Source organism: Kitasatospora sp. NPDC058162, assembly GCF_042884005.1.
GTDB lineage: Bacteria > Actinomycetota > Actinomycetes > Streptomycetales > Streptomycetaceae > Kitasatospora.
The window spans coordinates 53812-67549 of the sequence record NZ_JBHVUS010000036.1; the positions used below are offsets into that span (position 1 = coordinate 53812).

Annotated in this window: 11 protein-coding genes and 1 pseudogene; 8 read left to right on the plus strand and 4 right to left on the minus strand. The window is 73.5% G+C overall.

Features of this window, described 5'->3' with window-relative positions; translation table 11 throughout:
• The 3 genes and pseudogenes from ACFVXG_RS37910 to ACFVXG_RS37920 form a co-directional block, all read left to right on the plus strand.
• Nucleotides 1–283 (plus strand): annotated as a pseudogene (locus ACFVXG_RS37910) (hypothetical protein); the annotation flags it as partial.
• A 54-nt stretch (nucleotides 284–337) separates the two neighbouring features.
• Nucleotides 338–1729 carry a hypothetical protein gene (locus tag ACFVXG_RS37915; protein WP_387934475.1) on the plus strand — a complete coding sequence of 464 codons (1392 nt, stop codon included), beginning with the start codon at nucleotides 338–340 and terminating at the stop codon, nucleotides 1727–1729.
• A 70-nt stretch (nucleotides 1730–1799) separates the two neighbouring features.
• Nucleotides 1800–3230, plus strand: a complete 1431-nt coding sequence (locus ACFVXG_RS37920) for a CHAP domain-containing protein (protein WP_387934476.1) — start codon at nucleotides 1800–1802, stop codon at nucleotides 3228–3230.
• A gap of 49 nt (nucleotides 3231–3279) precedes the next feature.
• On the opposite strand, the gene ACFVXG_RS37925 is transcribed toward ACFVXG_RS37920, so the two are convergent.
• A complete protein-coding gene (locus tag ACFVXG_RS37925) occupies nucleotides 3280–4257 on the minus strand; it encodes a helix-turn-helix transcriptional regulator (protein WP_387934478.1) in 978 nt (325 codons plus the stop codon).
• A gap of 93 nt (nucleotides 4258–4350) precedes the next feature.
• On the opposite strand from ACFVXG_RS37925, the gene ACFVXG_RS37930 reads away from it, so the two are divergent.
• Complete coding sequence (locus tag ACFVXG_RS37930) at nucleotides 4351–4749, plus strand: VOC family protein (protein WP_387934480.1); 399 nt, start codon at nucleotides 4351–4353, stop codon at nucleotides 4747–4749.
• Nucleotides 4750–4813: 64 nt separating this feature from the next.
• Here ACFVXG_RS37930 and ACFVXG_RS37935 read toward each other — a convergent pair whose 3' ends face one another.
• Nucleotides 4814–6313, minus strand: a complete 1500-nt coding sequence (locus tag ACFVXG_RS37935; RefSeq protein WP_387934482.1) for a tyrosinase family protein — start codon at nucleotides 6311–6313, stop codon at nucleotides 4814–4816.
• 445 nt (nucleotides 6314–6758) lie between these two features.
• On the opposite strand from ACFVXG_RS37935, the gene ACFVXG_RS37940 reads away from it, so the two are divergent.
• The gene (locus ACFVXG_RS37940; RefSeq protein ID WP_387934484.1) at nucleotides 6759–7247 is read left to right on the plus strand and encodes a MarR family winged helix-turn-helix transcriptional regulator; all 489 of its coding nucleotides are present in this window, start codon (nucleotides 6759–6761) and stop codon (nucleotides 7245–7247) included.
• Nucleotides 7248–7283: 36 nt separating this feature from the next.
• On the opposite strand, the gene ACFVXG_RS37945 is transcribed toward ACFVXG_RS37940, so the two are convergent.
• Nucleotides 7284–8030: a polysaccharide deacetylase family protein gene (locus ACFVXG_RS37945; RefSeq protein ID WP_387934485.1), complete on the minus strand. Its 747-nt coding sequence runs from the start codon at nucleotides 8028–8030 to the stop codon at nucleotides 7284–7286.
• A gap of 7 nt (nucleotides 8031–8037) precedes the next feature.
• Nucleotides 8038–9951, minus strand: coding sequence for a glycosyltransferase (locus ACFVXG_RS37950; protein ID WP_387934486.1), 1914 nt, complete (start codon nucleotides 9949–9951; stop codon nucleotides 8038–8040).
• A 366-nt stretch (nucleotides 9952–10317) separates the two neighbouring features.
• Between ACFVXG_RS37950 and ACFVXG_RS37955 the strand changes: the two genes are divergently transcribed.
• From ACFVXG_RS37955 to ACFVXG_RS37965, 3 genes are all read left to right on the plus strand, one after another.
• The gene (locus ACFVXG_RS37955; RefSeq protein WP_387934488.1) at nucleotides 10318–11178 is read left to right on the plus strand and encodes a hypothetical protein; all 861 of its coding nucleotides are present in this window, start codon (nucleotides 10318–10320) and stop codon (nucleotides 11176–11178) included.
• Between the two features lie 144 nt (nucleotides 11179–11322).
• The gene (locus ACFVXG_RS37960) at nucleotides 11323–12078 is read left to right on the plus strand and encodes a YcnI family protein (RefSeq protein WP_387934489.1); all 756 of its coding nucleotides are present in this window, start codon (nucleotides 11323–11325) and stop codon (nucleotides 12076–12078) included.
• Between the two features lie 220 nt (nucleotides 12079–12298).
• Nucleotides 12299–13669, plus strand: a complete 1371-nt coding sequence (locus ACFVXG_RS37965) for a hypothetical protein (RefSeq protein ID WP_387934491.1) — start codon at nucleotides 12299–12301, stop codon at nucleotides 13667–13669.
• The last annotated feature ends 69 nt before the right edge of the window (nucleotides 13670–13738 follow it).

Sequence of the window (13738 nt, forward strand, 5' to 3'; positions counted from 1 at the left end):
TCCGGAGGTGGTGCGGTTCCCGGACGGGACTTTGCACGTCTACGCGGTGCTGGCGGACGGGAACGTCAACGGTCTCGGTCAGAGTGCGCCGGGTGCGGCCTTCGGTGCGTGGCAGTCCCTCAGCAGCGGTGGCGGGTTCGTCGGGCGGCCCTCGGTGGTCCGGTTCCCCGACGGGACGCTGAACGTCTACGCCCGGTCGGCGTCCGGCGCGATCCTCGCCCGGGGCAACACCGCGACCGGCCCCGGCACCAGCTTCGGCGACTGGCAGCAGGTCGCCTCCTGACGCCCTTGCCGCGCCGCCCAACCGACTGATCCTCACCTCGATAGGGAGAAAGCCATGACCCGGATCCACAAGGGCGTCTCCACCGGCCTGACCGCCGTCGCCCTCAGCCTCGCCCTCGCCGCCGTCACCGCGCCCATGGCCGTCGCCGTCCCCTCGGGCACGGTGGCCTGCGACCCCGCCTCGCCCGACGGCACGGCGACCGACCAGGCGATAGCCGCCGACCTCAACCCCCGCCTCCAGGGCAGGATGCGCGGTGCGCTGAACAGCTACAACGTCTCCTGCGCCCGGACCATCGTCAACACTGTCCGGAACCGGGGCCTCGACAACCACGCTGCGGTCATCGCCGTCACCACCGCGATCGTCGAATCCAGCATCAACGACCTGACCTACGGCGACGCGGACAGCCTGGGCCTGTTCCAGCAGCGCCCGAGCGCCGGCTGGGGAACCCCGGCCCAGGTCGAGGACCCGGTCTACGCCACCAGCTCCTTCCTGAACCACATGCTCGCCAACTTCCCCGACAACTCCTGGGAGACCCAGCCGGTCGGCACGGTGTGCCAGGGCGTCCAGGGCTCCGCCTTCCCCGAGCGCTACCAGCCGCAGTCCGGCGACGCCCAGCTGATCGTCGACGCGCTGTGGGCCCCGACCCCACGACTCGGGGTGCTGCAGAACGGTGCGCTGACGGTGAAGCAGGGCGGGCTCACGGCGGGGTGGAGCCCGGAGTGGGGTGGCGGGCTGGCGAAGTTCAAGGTGAGCGGGAGCTGGATCGGTGTGCTGACGACCGGTGGCGAGCTGTATGTGAAGGAGGGGGACCTGAACGCGCCGTGGGTGGACGAGCGCGGTGGGGTCGCCGACTTCGAGCTGGACCAGGGTGCGGGTCGGGTGGGTGTGCTGACGACGGACGGGCATGCGGTGGTGAAGGACGGCGGACTGAAGGGGAGTTGGACGGACGAGACGAACGGTGTGAAGCAGCTGCGGTTGTCCGGTAACTGGATCGGTGTGGTGTTCAACGACGGGACGGTCTCCGTGAAGGAGGGCGATCTGCTGGCGGCGTGGACGCCGGAGACGAACAACGTGGCCGATCTCCGGCTGGACCGCGCCTCCGGCCGGGTCGGTGTGTTGACCAAGGATGGTCACGCCATTGTCAAGGACGGTGGTCTTGCCGGGAGTTGGACGGACGAGACCAATGGCGTGAAGCAGCTTCGGCTGTCCGGTAACTGGATCGGTGTGGTGTTCAACGACGGTACGGCCTCGGTGAAGGAGGGTGGCCTGCTGGCGGCGTGGACGCCGGAGACGAACAACGTGGCCGACCTCCAGCTCGACCGCGCCTCCGGCCGGGTCGGTGTCCTGTCCACCGACGGACACGCCCTGGTCAAGGACGGCGGCCTCGCGGGCAGTTGGACCGACCAGACCAACGGCGTCCAGCAGCTCGGCCTCACCAGCTTCTGAAGCGCTGGCATCCGACCGCCGCTATGTGCAAAGCCATCTGACTGATCATCAACGAAAGGACCACTTCGCCATGTCCCGCGCCCTGCGCCTGCTGACCGTCCCGCTCTCGACCGCGCTGCTCGGCGCCTGCGTCACCCTCGCCGCGCCGTCCGCCTCCGCGACCACCGGAAGCGACGTCGCCACCCTGGCCCTGGCCAACTCCGGCAAGGGCGCCGGCTCCTGCTCGGTGGTCAACGGCGCGTCGAACAGCCTCGGCGGCGCGTCCTTCGGGAACAGCTGCAAGCCCGAGTACTGGTGCTCCGACTTCGCCGCCTGGGTCTGGCAGAACGCGGGCCTGGACGTCACCGGCCTGACCGCCGCCTCGGGCACCTTCTACGCCTACGGCCAGGCCAAGGGCACGCTCCACACCGGGGCGGACTACCGCCCCCAGCTCGGTGACGCGGTGCTCTACAACTACAACGGCGCCGGGCGTGCCGACCACGTCGGGCTCGTCACCCGGATCAACCCGGACGGATCCGTTCTGACCACCAACGGCGACTGGGGCGGCCAGGGCGCGGACGAGCCGTCCTTCGCCCGGACCGCGACCGTGCAGAACCTCACCCTCGCCGCCGCCGAAGTCCCGGTCGGCTCCGTCCCCGCCGCCGTCAACATGCGGATCAGCGCCTACATCAGCCCCGCCAGCCTGACGGGCGCCTGGAACTCGCGCATCGGGGTGCTGCAGAACGGTGCGCTGACGGTGAAGCAGGGCGGGCTCACGGCGGGGTGGAGTCCGGAGTGGGGTGGCGGGTTGGCGAAGTTCAAGATCAGCGGGAGCTGGATCGGTGTGCTGACGACCGGTGGTGAGCTGTATGTGAAGGAGGGGGACCTGAGCGCGCCGTGGGTGGACGAGCGTGGTGGGGTTGCCGACTTCGAGCTGGACCAGGGCGCGGGGCGGGTGGGTGTGTTGACCACGGATGGGCATGCGGTGGTGAAGGACGGTGGCCTGAAGGGGAGTTGGACGGACGAGACGAACGGTGTGAAGCAGCTTCGGCTGTCGGGCAACTGGATCGGTGTGGTGTTCAACGACGGGACGGCGTCGGTGAAGGAGGGCGATCTGCTGGCGGCGTGGACGCCGGAGACGAACAACGTCGCCGATCTCCAGCTGGACCGCGCCGCAGGCCGGGTCGGTGTCCTGTCCACCGACGGACACGCGATCGTCAAGGACGGTGGTCTCGCCGGGAGTTGGACGGACGAGACCAATGGCGTGAAGCAGCTTCGGCTGTCCGGTAACTGGATCGGTGTGGTGTTCAACGACGGGACGGCGTCGGTGAAGGAGGGTGGCCTGCTGGCGGCGTGGACGCCGGAGACGAACAACGTCGCCGACCTCCAGCTGGACCGCGCCGCAGGCCGGGTCGGTGTCCTGTCGAATGACAACCACTTCCTTGTCAAGGACGGCGGCCTCGCGGGCGGTTGGACCGACCAGACCAACGGCGTCCAGCAGATCGGCCTGACCAGCTTCTAGCCCTCGCCCCACCCGTGAGAGCCGCGTCGCCCCGTCGGGCGGCGCGGCTTCAGGCCTGGCCGCGGGCGTAGGAGGCGAGGCGCTCGGCCAACGCGGCGACGAGGTCGCGCAGTTCGTCGGGGCGCTCGATGGCGAACGGCCGGTCCAGCGAGGCGAGTACGGCGGGCAGCCAGTCGAGCCGCTCCGCCCGCAGCTCGACCCGTCGCCACTGCTCGGCCTCCGCCGGTCCGCACTCCTCCAGGCTGGCGACGCTCGCCGGGAGCCGGGCACGGATCTGCCCGACCGTCCCGTGGATCCGCAAGGTCACCTCGTGCCGGTACTCGGCCGTGGCGAACGCCGCCAGCACCCGCTCCGCCGGGCCGGGACCAGAGGGCTCCTCGAAGGAGCCGGTCAGGGCCCTCGCGTCCGTGATGCGGTCGAGCCGGAAGGTCCGGTCCTCGCCGAGGCGGGCGTCCTGGCCGGTGACGTACCAGCGGCCCGCATGGGCGACGATCCCGTACGCGTGCAGCGTGCGTTCGCTGCGCCGTCCGTCGCGGTCGGTGTAGCGGACCGCGACCGGCCGGCGGTGGCGCACCGCGTCGGCGAGGGTGAGCAGCACCTCGGCGTCCGGGGTGTCGAAGTCGCCGGGCTGCTCGGTGAAGGCGAGGGCCTCCAGGAGGGTGTCGAGCCGGCGGGCGAGGTGCTTGGGCAGCACGCGTCGGATCTTCGCGGCCGCCGTCTCACCGGCCGTGCGCTGTGCCGTGGTCAGCCCCGCCCGGCGGCCGGCGAGCAGGCCGAGCAGCACGGCCAGCGCCTCGTCGTCGCTGAGCATCAGCGGGGGCAGCCGGTAGCCGGGGGCGAGCCGGTACCCGCCGTAGCGGCCGCGCACCGACTCCACGGGGACGTCCAGGTCGATCAACTGGTCGACGTACCGCCGCACGGTGCGCCCCTGGACGCCGAGGCGGTCGGCGAGTTCGGCGACGGTCCGGGTGCCGCCGGACTGCAGCAGCTCGAGCAGGGTCAGCACGCGGCCGGTGGGTCGGGACATGCGGGCAGCCTAGCTGCAAATAGGGGACCGATTCTGTCCACTATTCCTCCTAGCCTGTGGCCTGCACGTTCCAGCACGGCCAAGGAGATTCCCATGGACTTCGTCTCGATCCGCATCATCACCGGCGACGTCGCGCGCCTCGTCGAGTTCTACGAGCGGGCCACCGGGGCAGCGGCGGTGTGGGCCACCGAGGACTTCGCCGAACTCCGGATCGGCGGCGCCACCCTCGCGATCGCCGGCACCCGCACCGTCCCGCTGTTCGCCCCGGGCTCGGCCCGCCCGGCGGACAACCACAGCGTGATCACCGAGTTCCTCGTCGACGACGTGGACCGCGTCCACCGCAACCTGGCCGCGTTCGTCACCGACGTCGTCGCCGGGCCGACCACGATGCCGTGGGGCAACCGGTCGCTGCTGTTCCGCGACCCCGACGGCAACCTGGTCAACTTCTTCACCCCGGTCACCCCGGCGGCCAAGGAGAAGTTCGCCCGCTGAGGCCGCGTACAGCAGTTCACCCGGGAGCCCCAGGGCCCTCGGGTGAACGGGCACAACGCGACGACTACGCCTCGCCGACCAGCAGCCGCGCGTTGACGGTCGGGCTGCCGGCCTGTGCGAGCGGGAAGGCCGTACCGATCTCCCCGGCGTGGCCGGGCACGTCGATCCGGACGGACAGCTTCCGGTCGAGGATCTGCTCCTGCGCCAGCCGGAAGTCGATGTTGACGATGCCGTGCTTCACGCAGGTCGCGCAGTCGCGCGGGTTGGTCAGCTGGAAGAAGAACCGCTTCGCGACCGGCTCGCCGTCGGCGAGCAGGCTCACGATGAACGACCCCGGGATGTTCAGCCGGTCGATGCCCTTCACCCGCACCGAGACGGGGTCGGTACTGCGGATAGCGAAGCTGTGGGCGGCGTCGATGCTGCCGGAGAGGTTCTCCATGACGGCCTCCGCAGGGGCGGGCAGGTCGAGCTTGTCGTACGTGATGTCGGTGGCGATGGTCTGGTCGGCGGTCGTGCTGTACGGCGGCAGCGTGTTGAACGGCGTCGTGAGCCAGCTGTCGTCCTGCCCGGCCAGGGTGGTCCGGAACCCGGCCAGGTCGGTCGCGGAGGCGCGGGCCTGCCAGCTCAGCCAGAGCCGGTCGATGTTGCAGTGGAAGAACCAGAACACCGGGTCGTAGGCGGAGACCTCCTGGAGCCCCATCGTCGGCCCGACCGATCCGTGGCCGCCGTCGTGGGCCTGGATCGAGAAGTCCTGGTAGCCGTTGGTGTTGTACGCACCCCAGAGGGATTGCGCCATCGACGTGGTGATGTCGGTCAGGACCCCGAAGTCCGTGACGTTCTTCGTGATCTGGGCGACCGAGTAGCGCTGGGTGGTGTACGGGAAGAACCCGGTCACGGGCGGCGTCGCGGTGGCGCCGGGGTCGGCCGGCAGGACGTACTGGTCGAACGGCGGGTGCTGGAGGCGGTCCGGCAGCGGGGTGGAGATGTCCCAGTAGGGGATCGTCACGTCCTGACAGCCCGGGACGGAGCGCAGCGCGTCCTCGAAGGCGCGCAGGTACACCCGGTGCCACGGATTGAAGCGGTTCTCGTGGTGCAGGCAGTAGCTCCCCGGCAGGCCGTGCTGCCCGGCCAGGACGAAGTAGCCGTCCGGTGCCGTGCTGTCGCGGGCCATGACCCCGTTGAACGCCTGTGCCAGGAGCGCGAATTCGGCGTCGGTCAGGGCCGTGACGTCCTTGCGCAGCCGGGTCGGCGCACCTCCGGCCGGCGGGGTCCCGACCGGGGCGGTACCGAGCGGGAAGCCGTTGACGATCCAGTTCTTGAAGGTCTGCGAACGGTTGGCGCTCCACTTGCCCGCCGCGTCCGGGGGCATGTCCGCGTTGGGCGGTGAGGTGTGGGCGAAGATCGTGAGGGCGTTCTTCTTCACCCCGTCGTAGGTGCCGAGGTCGATGCCCTTGGCGCCCATGTGGGCCACGTCCTCGGGGCGGAAGAAGTTGCGGATGTCCGCCAGGTACGTCGGCGCCGCGACGACCGGATCGGCGGCCGGGGCGGGCTTGGGCGTGGTCATGTGTCCTCCGTCTGGCTCCGGGTGGATGCCCCGGTCGACTGCCGGGCGCAGCGCCGGGACCCTCGAACAGACCGCGAGTATGGGGCAGCCCGAAAGATCCCTATACGATCGACACGGTTCCGTGCCCGGAGATCCGTCGAGCAGCCGTCAGGGCGAGACCCGGCCGGCAGGCGGGCCGCGCGAGCGGGTGGAGCACCTCGCGCGAGCCCCGCACGGCCAGTGACCTCAGCGTTTGACGACATCGATGTAGACCGGAACGCCCGACCCTGGATAGGGTGTGGCTGCTCCCGCCCGTCCGCATCACCGCGTGCCCGTGGCCCCCGCGCCTCCCGCGCTTTCCGGGCCGCTCACCGCCGGTGCGACCCGGCCCGGCGCGGGCGTGGGCGTCGGCACTCCGGGGTCCGGACCGGAGGTGGTGCAGCCCTCCCCAGCGATTGGATGCCGCGTGTACGACGGGCGGAAGGGGTCGTCGAGTCCCTTCGAGCAGACGGTCTACCTCCTTTCCGCGGCCGGCCGGGCGGCGGACGCCCTGCTGGCGGACCGGTGGCGGGCCCGCTCGATGGGCCAGACCCACCTGGCGGTGCTGTCGGCGCTGGCCCGGCAGGGCGCGCACGCCCGGCCCGACCTCGCCGCGCGGCTGCGCCTGCCCGCGCCGGAGGTGTCCCGGGCGCTCGACGAGCTGCTGGAAGCCGCGCTGGTGCAGTCGATGGTGGTGCAGGTCAACGGCCGCCACGAGGTGGTGACCCTCACCGCCGCGGGCGAGGCCGCCCTGGAGGGGCTGCACGGCGACGCCGCGGCCGTCCAGGAGGAGCTGCTGGCCCCGCTGACGAAGGGCCAGCGCACCGAACTGAACGCCCTGCTGCGGCGGGTGTGCGCCAAGGCGGCCCGCGCCGCCGCCGGGTCGCAGCCGGCCCCCGACCGGGCGGCGGGCTGAGGGCTTCACCGGTTCACGGGCCGCCGCAGGATCGGTTCAGGCCGCCGCGCCCGGGTGCCCCGCCCCGATCCCGTGGTCGCGGAGCGGGCCGACCTGCCAGCCCTCGGCGGAGCAGTGGTCGAGCAGCCCGGGCAGGGCGCCGAGGGCCGAGCGCCAGGCGGCGGGGGCGGAGGTGCAGTCCGAGTCGTGCAGCAGGACGGTGCCGCCGCCGTACAGGTCGGCGGTGACGGTGCGGTGGACGCTCTCCGGGGTGGCGCGGCTGGTCCAGTCCTCGCCCCAGCTGGTCCACAGCACGGGGGTGAGGCCGAGTCGGCGGGCGGCGAGGTGGGCGCCCGCGCTCATCACGCCGTACGGGGGCCGGAACCAGCGCGGCGCGGTGCCGCTCAGCTCGGCGACGGCGTCCCGGGCCCGGCGCAGGTCCTGGTGGGTGGCGCGGGGACCGCGCAGCAGCAGCGGGCGGTGCGCCCAGCCGTGGACGGCGATCTCGTGCCCGGCGTCGGCGATCTCGCGCACCAGCCCGGGGGACCGTACGGCCATCTCCCCGAGCAGGAAGAAGGTGGCGTGCACCCCGCGCTCCTGGAGCAGGGCCAGGAAGGCGGGCGTGGAGAACGGGTCCGGGCCGTCGTCGAAGGTCAGGGCGACGTGGTCGGGGCGGCCGGTCCCGGCGAGCCGGGGCAGCAGGCGGTTGCGCAGCGGCCCGAAGGTGGAGAGCACGGGGGCCGCGTGGACGGCGGTGACGGCGGCAGCGGCGGCGCCGAGGAGCGGGAGCGCGCGGGGCTTCATGGGGGCCTCAGGACAGGGTGGTCAGCGCGCCGAGGCGCGGCGGGCGGTGGGAGGTGAGCAGGCGGTTCAGGGTCGTGGTGAGCCCCGCCGGGTCGGCGCTGCCGCATTCGACCAGGACGATCTGGCCGGGCTTGAGCTGCGGGGTGGCCGCGCTGCCGCAGGCGATCCGGAGGTCAGGGACGACCAGGTGCTCGTGGTGGTAGGCGGCCAGGCCGAGGTCGAGGGCGTCCACGTCCCGGCTGGAGAGGAAGAAGGCACTGGCCGCGCCGGTGGCGGAGCGCAGTGCGCCGGCCCCCGCCTCGACGGAGTCGCGGCGGGTGACGATCCCGGTCTGGTACGGCGGGCCGTAGCCGGCGTTGACCAGGGTGAGACCGGCGGCCGCGAAGCGGCGGACCTCGCCGGGGTCGGCGGCGGCCTCGGCCGTGTCGATCGAGACGGCGGCCTTCACGGCGGACAGCGCGTGCAGGGTGGCGTCGTCGAGGTGCTCGCCGTGCGGCGGGTGCACCACGAGGTAGGCCCGGCCGGTGTGCTCGGCGTCGACGGCGTCGAAACCCCCGTAGGCGACGGCGAGTTGGGTGCCGGCGGTGGAGAGCCAAGCGGTCGCGGTGAGGGCCGCGAGCGCGACGCCGAGCCGGCGGCCGGGGCGGTGTCCGGGGAGGCGAGGGGTGAGGTTCCGTGCGGGGGCGGCTCGTCGTTCGGAGTGCTGTCGTTGCGCCGGGATCAGCGGCTGCGGCGCGGCGTCCGGCGGCGCGGTGTCCGACACCGCCACGCCGGCCACGGCGGCGATGGCGGCCGCCGGGCCGGAGGCGTCGCGGTGCAGCGCCAGCCCGGCCTCCCGGTACCGGCGCCCGGTGGGCCCGTCGACCATGGCGGCCAGGACGGACGCCAGCTCCGCCGGGTCGCGGACCCAGGGGGCGAGGCCGGCCTGGTCGAGGGCGGCCGCGTTGGTCAGGCCGTGCCCGGGTATGCAGCGGTAGCTGACGACCGGCAGGCCGCAGGCGAGCGCCTCCAGCGAGGTCAGGCCGCCGGCGTTCTGCACCAGCACGTCGCAGGCGTGCATCAGGCCGGGCATGTCCTCGACCCAGCCGAAGGCGTGGTCGATACCGTCCGCCCGCAGTCGCTCCGCGAGGGCCCGGTTCTTCCCGCACACCACGACGGGCACCGCCGCCCCGGTGGCGCGCACCTCGGCCGCCACCTTCGCCACCTCGCCCACTCCCCAGGAGCCGGCCACCAGCAGCGCCAGCGGCGCGCCCGGCGGCAGCCCGAACCGCTCCCGGGCCGCCGTGCGCAGGGCCCCGGTGGTCGGGGTGAAGCGGGGATCGACCACCGGGCCGGCGACCGCCACCCGCTCGGCGCCGTGCGCGCGAGCCTGCTCGGCCGGGACGGGGTGGGCGGCCAGGTGGAGGTCGACGCCGGGCGCCACCCACAGCGGGTGCACGGAGAAGTCGGTCAGGTAGACCGCGGCGGGCACCGCCAGCCGCCCCCGGCGGCGCAGACTGCCGAGCACCTGCCCGGCGATCGGGTAGGTGGCCACCACCGCGCGGGTGTCCGGCGGGAGCCTGCGCAGCAGCCGCCGGTGGGTGCTGCGCTGGATCAGCCGGATCAGCGGGCCCGGACGCCCGGTGGACTCGGTGCTGGAGTAGATCCGTTGGTAGGCGGAGGGGGCGATGGTCAGCAGCCGCCGGTAGCACTCCGAGACCAGTGGCCCGAGTCCGGCGGGGATCAGGTCCAGGAAGTCCCAGCGGTCGACGGCGAGACCCAACCCGGCCAGGCGCAGGGCGAGTTGGGCGGCGGCTCCGTCGTGCCCGGCGCCCACGCTCGCGGAGACGATGACGACGCGCCCGGTGGCGGGCGCGGACGTGCGGGACGCGTCGGCGGCGTGGTGCGCCGATGCCTCGTGGAGGTGCGGGAGTTGCGACACGGTCGGCCGATCCTCTGGCGGTGACGGGGCAGGGGCGAGCGGCTTCCGGTACCCGTCTCGGGGCCCGGACGCCGCCGGGACGCGGGGGAAGCCGCCTGGTGCTGGGAGCGGTGGCGGAGGCCGGGGCGAACCGCGGCCCGGACAGGATGGCAGGGCCTTGCTGAAGATCCGCTTAAGCTCAACTACCTCTCCGGCGGGCCGCGATGGTGTCCTCGTAGATCTCGCTGCGGCCCGGTTTCCCGGACGGGTTGTACGCCTGTCCTAGCCGGGGCGGGGCGGGCCGAAACGCCGCCGGGCGCCGTATCGGGGACGAATCAGGGGAGACCCCGACGGGCCCCAGGGATCCCGTGCCATGATGGCGCCGCCATGACCGACCTCGATGCCGGGCCCGCGCCGCTGCCGGTGCGCGCCGCCGCCCTCGACCTTCGCGTGCTGCGGGCCCTGCCCTTCGCGACGGTCTGCGTCGTGCTGTCCGCGGCCGGGCACGCGCTCGCCTCGGGGGACCGGATCCCGCCCGGCGCGCTGCTGCTCGGGTGGGTGCTGGTCGCGGCGTTCGCCGTGCTCGGCGCCCGCCGGGAGCGTTCGGCCCGGGCGATCGTCGGCGCTCTGGCGGGTGGCCAGCTGGGCCTGCACCTGCTGTTCCACGCGGCCCGGGGCGGGTACCCGGCGCCGGTGCGGGGCGGAGCGGGCGGCATGGCCGGTACAGCCGGTACAGCCGGTACGCCCGGTACTGCCGGTATGCCGGGGATGGCTGACATGCCGGACATGGCCGGAATGTCAGGGATGCCGGGTATGGCGGGGATGGCCGACCGTCGCGACGCTGGGCTGACACACGTCACGGCGGGCGCGGGCGCGGCCCACCACAGCGCCCTCGCGGCGACCCACATCGGCTTCTGGTGCCATGCGACGCTCGTCGGGCTGAGCCCCGCGATGCTCCTGGCGCACCTGGCCGCGACCCTCGCCGCCGGATGGTGGCTGCGACGGGGCGAGGCGGCGGTGTGGGCCCTGGTCCGGCTCGCGGCCCGCACCGCCGAGGCCACCGGGCGCGCCTGTGCGTCCCAACTCCGGGTCGTGCTGGCCCTGTTCGCGGCCCTGCGGGACGGGCTCGACGCCCCCGGGGCTGCTCTGCGCGGGGCGGCGGGGGCCGACCGTTCGGGCCGGGCCGGCTCGGCCTTCCTGCGGCACGTGGTGATCAGGCGCGGCCCGCCGGGGTACGCGGCGGCGTGACCGGAGCGGAACGCTCCCGGGCACGGCCGTCCTCCCGCCCCCGATCACCACCCGCACGCGCCCCCGTACGGCGCCGGCGCCGCTCCGTCGTGCCCGCCGCCCGTGCGCGCGGCCGCGCGTGCCCTTCCCTGGAGAACCCGCATCATGAGAACTTCCCCCGTGATTCGCCTGGCCGCTGCCACCCTCCTGGCCGGCGCGACCGTGCTGGCCGCCGCCGCGAGCGCCTCCGCGCACGTCGTCGTGGAGCCGTCCAGCGTCCCGAAGAACGCCACCGACCAGACCTTCGCCTTCCGGGTGCCGAACGAGGACGACACCAAGAGCACGGTCCAGGTGGAGATCGACTTCCCGACCGACCACCCCGTCCCGTCCGCCATGGTCGCGCCGGTGCCCGGCTGGACCGACAAGATCACCACGACCAAGCTCGCCACCCCGATCCACACCGACGACGGCGACGTCACCGACGTGGTCTCGCAGGTCGTCTGGACCGGCGGCCAGATCACCCCCGGCCACTACCAGGACTTCACCGTCGAGCTCGGCGCCCTGCCCGAGGGCACGGACAAGGTCGTCTTCAAGGCCCTCCAGACCTACAGCGACGGCAACGTGGTGCGCTGGATCGAGGAGCCCCAGGCCGGCCAGCCCGAGCCGAAGAACCCGGCCCCGGTGCTGCACCTGACGGCGGCGGTCGCCGACGACGCGGACAGCACCGACGCCGCTACGCCGGCACCGACGGGCAGTGCGCCGGCTGCGCCGGCCGCAGCCAAGACGACGGCGGCGGAGAAGGTGAGCAGCAGCGACTCGACCGCCCGCGGCCTCGGCATCGCCGGGATCGTGGTCGGCGTCCTCGGTACGGCGGCGGGCGTACTGCTCGGCCGCCGCGGCCGCACGGGCACCTCGGCCTGACCCCCCGGGCCGGTGCGGCACCCTGTTGCCGCGCCGGCCCGCCTCTGGCGGGACGGGCGTAGCGGAGCGGGAGGTTTCGGCCGGAAATCCGGGCGGCGGCGCGTTTCCGGACGACCTCGCGCCGGGTCGTTGACCGGTCCTCCGGGAGGGCGATTGGCTCTTCCCGAACCGGGCCGCGGGGGTGTTCGAGCCCGGCACCGTCATCTGGGGAGGACGATCCATGACCACCGCCCGCACCCGCCGCCGGTCGGCCCGCGCCGCCGCCGTCCTGGTGGCCGCCATCGCGGCCGGCGCCGCGATGCCCGCCGCCGAGGCCCGGCCGCCCAAGGGCGAGACCGCCCGCGTCAGCGAGGGCGCCAAGGGCGAGCAGCTCGACGGTGCCTCGACCGCCCTCGGGCTGAGCGACGACGGCCGCTACGCGCTGTTCTCCTCGACCGCCACCGACCTGCTGCCCCAGCCCGGCACCCCGAACAACAGCGAGATCTACGTACGGGACCTCCGCAACGGCCACATCGAGCGGGCCAGCGTGGCCGACGACGGCGCCAAGCTGAACGCGATGACCTTCGAGGCCTCGATCAGCGGCGACGGACGGTACGTGGCGTTCAGCGCCAGCGCCACCAACGTGCTGCCCGGCGGGTCCAAGCACCGCAGCGACATCTACGTCCGCGACCGCTGGACCGGCCGCACCGAACTGGTCACCGCGGGCGGCCTGCCCACCACCGACGACCAGAGCCGCTACGACGCCGAGAGCCCGTCGATCAGCCGGGACGGCCGCTACGTCGCCTACGTCTCCAACCGCGGCGACCTCGCCACCGGCGCGGCGGTCACCGGCCAGAACAACGTCTACGTCACCGACCGCTGGACCGGCACCAGCCGCCTGGTCACCATCGGCGCCGACGGCTCGGCCGCCCAGGCCAACTCCTTCAAGCCGACGATCAGCGCCGACGGCGCGACGGTCGGCTTCGGCTCCCGGGCGGACAACCTGCTCCCCGTCACCGCGCCCGCTTCGGCGGGCTCCCGCGCGCTGGCGCGGCCCCACTACTACCCCTACTACGTCTGGAAGGCCGACACCGGCCGGATCACCGCCGGCAGCCTGGACGCCGCCGGACACTTGGGCGACGCGGCCTACGACGCCCGGGTCAGCCGGGACGGCCGCTACCTCCTCTACTCCCTCGCGACCTACGGCCCGGGCCGCCCCGGCCACGGCGGCACCCGGCTGGACGTGTACGTCCACGAACTGGCTACCGGCCGGACCACCAAGGTCAACACCGGCCTGCCCGGCACCACTTCGGACGGCGACTCGTCCGGCGGCGACCTGACCGCCGACGACCGCTGGATCTACTTCGACTCCAGTGCCGACAACCTCGTCCCCGGCGACACCAACGGCGCCGTCGACGTCTTCCGCCGCGACCTGTGGACCGGGACGACCGAGCGCGTCAGCCTCACCCGCGACGGCGCCCAGAGCACGGCCACCTCCGCCGGCCCCCGGGTGGACGCCACCGGCGACACGGTGATCTTCAACGCTGGAGACGGCAACCTGGTGCCGGGGGACACCAACCTCCTCCAGGACGTCTTCCTGCGCCGCCTGTGAGGAACTGACACGACACTCCCGGTTGTATGCAGACCTGTCCCGCGCCCCCCCCCCGCGCCCCCGCGGCGG

Coding starts and splice junctions, on each gene's coding strand:
- ACFVXG_RS37915 (WP_387934475.1), top strand. CDS start 338: ATGACCCGGATCCACAAGGGCGTCTCCACCGGCCTGACCGCCGTCGCC.
- ACFVXG_RS37920 (WP_387934476.1), top strand. CDS start 1,800: ATGTCCCGCGCCCTGCGCCTGCTGACCGTCCCGCTCTCGACCGCGCTG.
- ACFVXG_RS37925 (WP_387934478.1), bottom strand. CDS start 4,257: ATGTCCCGACCCACCGGCCGCGTGCTGACCCTGCTCGAGCTGCTGCAG.
- ACFVXG_RS37930 (WP_387934480.1), top strand. CDS start 4,351: ATGGACTTCGTCTCGATCCGCATCATCACCGGCGACGTCGCGCGCCTC.
- ACFVXG_RS37935 (WP_387934482.1), bottom strand. CDS start 6,313: ATGACCACGCCCAAGCCCGCCCCGGCCGCCGATCCGGTCGTCGCGGCG.
- ACFVXG_RS37945 (WP_387934485.1), bottom strand. CDS start 8,030: ATGAAGCCCCGCGCGCTCCCGCTCCTCGGCGCCGCCGCTGCCGCCGTC.
- ACFVXG_RS37955 (WP_387934488.1), top strand. CDS start 10,318: ATGACCGACCTCGATGCCGGGCCCGCGCCGCTGCCGGTGCGCGCCGCC.
- ACFVXG_RS37960 (WP_387934489.1), top strand. CDS start 11,323: ATGAGAACTTCCCCCGTGATTCGCCTGGCCGCTGCCACCCTCCTGGCC.
- ACFVXG_RS37965 (WP_387934491.1), top strand. CDS start 12,299: ATGACCACCGCCCGCACCCGCCGCCGGTCGGCCCGCGCCGCCGCCGTC.